This is a genomic window from Methylobacterium sp. Leaf361 (assembly GCF_001424445.1).
Classification (GTDB): domain Bacteria; phylum Pseudomonadota; class Alphaproteobacteria; order Rhizobiales; family Beijerinckiaceae; genus Methylobacterium.
In genome coordinates, this window is the sequence record NZ_LMPY01000063.1 from 1 (window position 1) to 6,573 (window position 6,573).

General features: G+C 65.4%; 5 protein-coding genes and 3 pseudogenes. 6 read left to right on the forward strand and 2 right to left on the reverse strand.

Features of this window, described 5'->3' with window-relative positions; all coding sequences use genetic code 11:
• Positions 1-165 precede the first annotated feature (165 nt).
• Positions 166-825: pseudogene (locus ASG32_RS28230) on the forward strand (IS630 family transposase); the annotation flags it as partial.
• 7 nt (positions 826-832) lie between these two features.
• On the opposite strand, the pseudogene ASG32_RS33005 reads toward ASG32_RS28230, so the two are convergent.
• A pseudogene (locus ASG32_RS33005) lies at positions 833-997 on the reverse strand (transposase); the annotation flags it as partial.
• A 46-nt stretch (positions 998-1,043) separates the two neighbouring features.
• Between ASG32_RS33005 and ASG32_RS34220 the strand changes: the two are divergent.
• From ASG32_RS34220 to ASG32_RS28250, 5 genes are all read left to right on the forward strand, one after another.
• Positions 1,044-1,235, forward strand: coding sequence for a hypothetical protein (locus ASG32_RS34220; protein ID WP_157862095.1), 192 nt, complete (start codon positions 1,044-1,046; stop codon positions 1,233-1,235).
• Between the two features lie 590 nt (positions 1,236-1,825).
• Entirely contained in the window at positions 1,826-2,296 is a 471-nt protein-coding gene (locus ASG32_RS28240) for a MucR family transcriptional regulator (RefSeq protein ID WP_056532916.1), read from the forward strand.
• A 143-nt stretch (positions 2,297-2,439) separates the two neighbouring features.
• The gene (locus ASG32_RS34225; protein ID WP_157862096.1) at positions 2,440-2,772 is read left to right on the forward strand and encodes a hypothetical protein; all 333 of its coding nucleotides are present in this window, start codon (positions 2,440-2,442) and stop codon (positions 2,770-2,772) included.
• 33 nt (positions 2,773-2,805) lie between these two features.
• Complete coding sequence (locus ASG32_RS28245; protein WP_056532919.1) at positions 2,806-3,060, forward strand: hypothetical protein; 255 nt, start codon at positions 2,806-2,808, stop codon at positions 3,058-3,060.
• 38 nt (positions 3,061-3,098) lie between these two features.
• Positions 3,099-5,675, forward strand: a complete 2,577-nt coding sequence (locus ASG32_RS28250) for a CheR family methyltransferase (RefSeq protein ID WP_056532921.1) — start codon at positions 3,099-3,101, stop codon at positions 5,673-5,675.
• A gap of 564 nt (positions 5,676-6,239) precedes the next feature.
• Here ASG32_RS28250 and ASG32_RS28255 read toward each other — a convergent pair.
• A pseudogene (locus tag ASG32_RS28255) lies at positions 6,240-6,545 on the reverse strand (transposase); the annotation flags it as partial.
• Positions 6,546-6,573 lie beyond the last annotated feature (28 nt).

The following is a 6,573-nucleotide window of genomic DNA, read 5'->3' on the forward strand; positions in this document are numbered from 1 at the left end:
ATCTGCTCCCACTGCGCGTCAGTCAGTTCAAAGCGTCGCATCAGGCCCACATGGGGCCGATCCCGCGGCCTGTGAACCCTTTGCAGAGACGCCCTAGTGGTCAAAACCTGACGGTTGAGTCCGTCCCGGGTTTTGGTTTGGGCTGTGTCCTGCGAGTCTGGCGGGATGCACAGCGGCATCTCCTTCTCGCTTTCTGCTTCGGATCGCCTTCGACTGGACGCCCTCGTGGCTGATTGGAATACGCCGCAGAAGCATGTCTGGCGCGCTCGCATCGTGCTGCTGAGCGCCGATGGGCTCGGGACGCACGCGATCATGCGTGAGGCGGCCGTGTCCAAGACCGCGGTCTGGCGCTGGCAGGAGCGCTTCGCGCGAGAGAGTCTCGCTGGGCTCCTTCGCGACAAGACACGGCCAGCCCGCATCCCGCCGCTCGGCCCGGAGGTTGCGGCGCGCGTGGTGGCCCTGACCCAGGCTGATCCGCCCGGCGAGACCACGCATTGGACGGCAGCTGCCATGGCTCAGGTCACATCCATCAGCGTCTCGTCGGTGCAGCGGATCTGGCGCGGGCATGGCCTGCAGCCGCATCGGGCGCGGCAGTTCAAGCTCTCCAACGACCCGGCCTTCGCCGCCAAATTGCGCGATGTGGTCGGGCTCTACGTCGATCCACCAGCTCATGCCGTGGTGCTCTCCGTCGACGAGAAGTCTCAGATCCAGGCGCTGGCCCGAACGCAGGACCCGTTGCCGATGAAGCCGGGGCAGCCCACGACGCGGACCCACGACTACAAGCGCCACGGCACCACGACCTTGTTTGCCGCCCTGGACGTCCTACGGCGTGTCATCGCTTGAGCCAGTCGAGGGCTGCGGCGAGGGAGAGGACGCCTATGAAGCTGGCGGCGGTTTTCTCGTAACGGGTTGCGACGGCTCGCCATTCCTTAAGCCTGGCCCAGAGGCGCTCGACCTGATTGCGGTTGTTGTAGATCCAGTCCGGACAGGCGACGGGGGTCGTCGAAGCGTTGCACGGCCCCGATCCAGTCGCGAATGCCACAATGCTGCACGGCCCGAGCTATCGGGCCGGTGCCGGTGCTCGCCAGCTCAGGTGTCACGGTCTGGCCGGAGAAGAAGGTCTGGTCGAAGAACTGCCGGGCCTCGTCCACCATCCGGGCAGCGACGGCGGAGCCACCGACCTCCAGAAGCTGGTCGAGCTGGAACGGGATGCGAGAGCGCCGACGCGGCGCTGAGTTTTGCAACACCGGCGCACCAAGCGCTCATTATCTCGACATGGCGCCCTGGCTTCGGCCGGGGCGCCTTTCATCGTTTCAAGCGCTCCGAACTGCGCGGTCTCTCGCGCGGAGACCGATCCCCAAGCGTAGACCCTCTCAAACCACCCGGCTCGGGCCGCGGCGGTTTTTTCGTGCGCTGGGCCGCCGCTTGCGACGCCCGAGCTCCTCCCGACTTCAGCCTCGCCGGTACCCCCGCGCGAGGCTCTTTCGTTTCATGGTTTGCGGCTGCCCGCGCCCTGCCGGCGCTGGCCTACCTCTTAGATCAGCGAAGCCGCACCGCGGGCAGTCACGGCCTAAAATGCTGTGACAGAACTTCAGCCTCTTGAATGAGGCGGACATGTCGTGCCGCATCCACCTTGATGCGTCGATTTAACCAAGCAGCTGATCTTAGAACCGGTCAATATCCAAGATTATCTGATAGTATCTCGTAGATAAGCCTTGACTAGGCATCGGTGTTGCTGCTTGGGTCTCCGCCCAATTCGCAGGAGGCATCATTGGACGACGCTACATCAACCTTGGCTCCCGATCAGAGCAACCTAATCGAGCTCATGGCCGACATCGTGGCCGCTTACGTCTCGAACAATTCCGTGCCTGTCTCCGAGATGCCGGCGCTTCTGTCCGCGATCCACGGCGCGCTGAACGGGTTGGGCAGCCCTGCCGCTCCGGCTGAGTCGAAGGTCGATCGTGCCACCTCGGCCCAGATCCGGAAGTCGATCACGCACGACGCGCTGATCAGCTTCGAAGACGGCCGACCATACAAGACTCTGAAGCGGCATCTGAAGGGAGTGGGCCTCACCCCGGACGAGTACCGGGCGAAGTGGGGCCTCCCGGTCGACTACCCTATGACCGCCCCGAGCTACTCCGAGATGCGCTCAGCCCTGGCGAAGAACACCGGCCTCGGCAACCTGCGCCGGAATGCAGCCCCCAAGGCGGCGGAGGTCGCAGAGACGATCACCGAGGCGCCCATGTCTCGGGGCCGGAGGAAGGTGATCCTCCCTCGGCATCGCGGACACCTCTGATACGCTCATGCTGAGCGGGGAAGGTGTCGGATGACCGAGCCGCGGTTTACACAAGTTTGCCGCATCTAGAAATTGAGAGCATGATCGACGATCAAGCCCAAAGTTGATCGACGCTTGGGCGTGCCGCGAAGTTTGGAACGCCTATGAATGACCGCCTCCATCTCGCAGATCGGAGCCTTGAAGTTGCCCGCGAATTGCGTGCGGCGGCCGAGGAAACAAGGCGGACGCTGGATGCATCGCGTGAGCTCGTCCGGCGCTCACGGGTTCAGTCGAACTCCATGGCTGGCTCAGCGACGCTCTGCGACGACGTTGCGCCCTCGCAGCATCTCGTGGAGTGCCTCATCGACGCCTACGAGGCCGCGAAAGATGAGCCCGACGTACTGACCCGCAACCTCCTCGGTCAGGTGCTCCATCATGTCGGTTGTCGCATCGCGAGAGCGTTTGGACCGAAGGCGGTCGGGCTCGCAACGCATTGATCGACGGCCCACAGGCGCCAGTGAAGGGGTCAGATGAACGGCGACGATCCGCAGGCCGGCTGTGGCACTGACGCACTGGACCGCATTGCGCAGGCCCTGGGTGTTCCCGTCGCGGCTTTCCTCGCAGACAAACCGGATGAGGCCCCCAACGTCGCAAATGCGGTGATGGCAATGGGTGATCCGGCTCACGTTGTGACGTTGCTGCGCCTGTTCGCGCGGCTGAAGAGTCCCGAAGCGCGGGCCCGCTGCCTAGCCTACGTCGTGCAGGAGGCCACGCGGGACGACTGATCCGCGCGGTTGGCCTCGACAACGGGTGAGAACGCAGGATGCTGAAACCCGACGAACGGGGTGGCATCGATCCGGGGGCTCAGAACGGGGTGATGGACCAGGACCACTTTCCAGTTGTCGGCATCGGCGCGTCCGCAGGCGGCATCGAGGCGATGCGGAGCTTCTTCCGAGGGGTGCCCGAGACGCTCAGGGCCGCCTTCGTGGTCGTGACGCATCTCAGCCGGGGACATAAAAGCCAGCTCCCGAACGTGTTGGCCCAGTTCACGTCGCTCGAGGTCGAAGCCGCCACCGACGGTGTGCCGGTCCGGCCGGGCCACGTCTACGTCATGCCTGCCGGTTTCGTCATGGGCATCGCGGGCGGCCGGCTGACTTTGACGCCGCTGGAGCCAGCGGGCCGCGAGACCAAGCCGATCGACCTTTTCCTGACCGCCCTGGCCCTAGACCAGGGCGAGCGTGCGGTCGGCGTGATCCTGTCCGGCGGCGACGGCGACGGTGCCATCGGCGTCAAGGCGATCAAGGAGCACGGTGGCCTGACCCTGGCTCAGACCGCGGATGGTTACGGCCCCGAGACCGCGGACATGCCGCTCAGTTCACTCCGGACCGGCTTCGTCGATTTCGGCGAGATGGCCGACCGGATGGGCGAGCGGATCGCCGCGCACGCCGCCGCGCACCTCGCCACCGCGCCGGACGCGCTGGCCACCCAGGGCGACGCGGACGCGCGGGGGCTCGACGCCGAACTGCTCACCGAGATCTTCGCCATCCTCCGCCGCCAGGTCGGCCACGACTTCTCGGGCTACAAGCCCAGCACCTTCGTGCGCCGCCTTCAGCGCCGCATCGGCATCGTCGGCGCGGCCGGGCCGAACGGCTACCTCAAGCTGCTGCGTGCCGACCCGGCCGAGGTCGGGGTGCTGTTCCGGGACCTCCTGATCGGCGTGACGAACTTCTTCCGCGACACCGCCGCCTTCGAGTCCCTGGCCACCCAGGTCATCCCGAAGCTGCTCGACGCACGCGCGGCGACCGATGTCGTGCGGATCTGGGTACCGGCCTGCTCGACCGGCGAAGAGGTCTACTCCCTGGCCATCCTCCTGCGCGAGAACATGCTCACCATGGCGGATCCACCGCGGGTGCAGATCTTCGCCACGGACATCGACGAGCGTTCGCTCGCGGTAGCCCGGACCGGCCGCTACCCGAGGGCTTACCTTGATGCTGTCTCTCCCGAGCGGATCGCGCAGTACTTCGTTGGCGAGGGCGACAGCGCGGTGGTCGCGAAGTCCGTGCGTGACCTGTGCACGTTCGCCCCGCACAGCGTGCTGCGCGACCCGCCGTTCTCGCGCCTCGATCTCATCTCCTGCCGCAACCTGATGATCTACCTCGGCGTCGAGGCCCAGCAGCAGCTGATGCCGGTGCTGCACTATGCCCTGCGGCCGCGCGGCTACCTGTTCATCGGGATGGCCGAGAATGTCACGCGGTTCGAGGATCTGTTTGAAACGATCGACAAGCGGAACCGCATCTTCCAGGCTCGCGACGCGATCCCGCCGGCGCGGCTGCCGCCGATGTCAGGGCCGGACACGCCGACCTTCACGAATACCGGCCAGCCGCACCGGCGCCACGTGACTACGCATGCTGCTCTGCGGCACGCAGTCGAGACGCAGATGCTGTCCGAGTTCACACCGCCGCACGCGGTTGTGACGCGGACAGGCGAGGCCGTGCACTACTCGTCGCGGATCGGCGATCACCTGGAAGTCGTGCCTGGCCAGCCAACCCGGGAACTAGCCGCGATGGCGCGCAAAGGCTTGCGCCTGGATCTCCGGACAGCCCTGCGCGAGGCGATCGAGGGCAACACCCTGGTCTCGCGTGGCGGCATCGGCGTCGAACTGCCGGACGGCCGTCTCCAGTCGATCTCCCTGGTGGTCAAGCCGCTGAACACGCCCGGCGCGATCGAGCCGCTTTTCTTGGTCGTTTTCAACGAGGCCGCTGCCCCCATCGAGAAGGAGCGCCAGCAGGCGCTGGAGGCGAACGAGCGGGACACAGCGCTGCAGGGCCTTGAGCGTGAATTGAGTGTGACGCGGGAACGGCTCCAGGCCGTGATCGAGGAATACGAGACCTCCCTCGAGGAACTCAAATCGTCGAACGAGGAGCTGTACTCGGTCAACGAGGAGATGCAGGCCGCCAACGAGGAGCTGGAGGCGTCGAAGGAGGAGACACAGTCTCTGAACGAGGAACTTCAGACGGTTAATTCCGAACTGACATGCAAGATTGAGGCCATAGATCAGTTAATCGAAGATCAGGCCACGTTGTTTGAGGGCATGAACGTCGCGAGCGTGCTTCTGACTCCGGATCTCCACATCCGCATGTTCACCAACGCGGCGGCGCAGATTTTCGGCCTACAACCGAGTGATGTGGGGCGCTCCCTGCGCAACTTCTCTGCGCCGATTCCTCTAGCTTGGATGTTGGACGAGATCCCGACGGTGTTGGCGGCGAACCGGCCCTCCGAGCGGACGATCGAGGGGGCTGACGGCGCCCGCTACCGGGTCCGGCTGATGGCCGCGACCCGCAAGGGCAGCCGCATGCCCGGGATCGTCGCCAACTTCACGGACCTGATCGAGCAGGAATGACCGACCGGTTTGCACGCCGCGCCTGCGACCTCGGTGGCCCACACGCACTGGCGTGACGCAGACACAGTAGACTGCGCCAGCGCGTCGTAGGTTGCTATGGCATTGCAGGGCTTACCCGCCTTTGGGGTACAGGAGAGAGCGAATCCTGTCGCCGATCAAGGTCGAAGGTAGAACGTCAGCTATCTGGCGGCAGACTAAGCTCCGATTGCTACCCCGAGCCGAAGCTGTCAGTCGGCCGAGGTTATGACCGCTTATGGGAAGGGCTCCCCGCGCTCTAAGTGGCTGGGTTGGGTCGACAGGAGGCCGCCTTGTGTGGATGGCTCCCGCATTACAAGTGGCGAATTGAGCTTCTGACGCGTTGGTCGGGTGCAGTCTTGTGTCCGGCCTGTTGATGCAGTCGTTCATGTTGACCGCTGGCCCTGATGGTATGTGAGCTGGGTCCCACTCTGCTTTGCGGGCTATCACGCCCTGGACTAGCGGCGGGGTGTCCCGGCTCCCGGTCTGACCGGTTCGCCATCAACTCTCATCGTCCTCGCAACCTGGAAAAGTCTCCTTTGCGTGCTGTCAGGCGGCCGCGGCCAGGGGTGCGCGGTAGGTGCCGCCGCGGGTCATGATCGCCCAGGCGACCCGCGCCGTGCGATTGGCCGCCGCAACAGTCACCACGCGCACCGGCTTGCGCTGCAGCAGCCCCGGCAGCCGCGGGTCGACCGAGGTCGGTGTCGTCTTCGCGCGCCGGATCAGAGAGGTCATGCCGACTACGAGCAGCCGGCGCAGGTAGCGGTCGCCCATGCGCGAGATCCGGCCCAGGCGCTCCTTGCCGCCACTGCAGTTCTGCAGCGGTGTCAGGCCCAACGAGGCCGCGAACTGCCGTCACTGATTGCCGTGCTGCGGTAGCAGT